Raw genomic sequence first — 646 nt, 5'->3', positions numbered from 1 at the left:
ATCCAGAGCGGCGCAGTGAACAAGGAGTTCATCGACAAGCACACCCGATTCGCCAAGGGTGCCACGAACATCGGCTACGGCCTGCGTCCGACCGATCCGCTGGAGCTGAAGGCCGAGAATGCCGCGGTGGCCAACACCTGGACCGACATTGGCTACGAGGACTACGTCGAGTTCCTCAAACCCTACACCCTGGAACACGCCACCAAGGAATCGGGCGTACCGGCCGAGCGCCTGAAGGCCCTGGCCGATCTGTACGCCGACCCCAAGGTCAAGGTGATGTCCTTCTGGACCATGGGCTTCAACCAGCACACCCGCGGTGTTTGGGCGAACAACATGATCTACAACATCCATCTGCTCACCGGAAAGATCAGCGGGCCGGGCAACAGCCCGTTCTCGCTCACCGGCCAGCCCTCGGCCTGCGGCACCGCGCGCGAGGTCGGGACCTTCTCCCACCGCCTGCCAGCGGACATGGCCGTCACCAACCCCAAGCATCGTGCCACCACCGAAAAGATCTGGAAGCTGCCCGAAGGCACCATCCAGGAAAAGCCCGGGTTCCACGCCGTCGACCAGAGCCGCAAGCTCAAGGACGGCGTGCTGAAGGTGTACTGGACACAGGTGACCAACAACATGCAGGCCGGCCCCAACG

Annotated in this window: 1 protein-coding gene; it reads left to right on the top strand. The window is 63.2% G+C overall.

The features are described 5' to 3' along the window. A partial coding sequence (locus ACU8YC_RS25480) for a molybdopterin-dependent oxidoreductase (RefSeq protein WP_446896030.1) occupies positions 1-646 on the top strand: 646 nt, incomplete at both ends.

Source organism: Citrobacter sp. VF227 (assembly GCF_052950715.1).
Note: the sequence above shows the minus strand (reverse complement) of the source record. Positions and strands in the feature narration are given on the sequence as shown.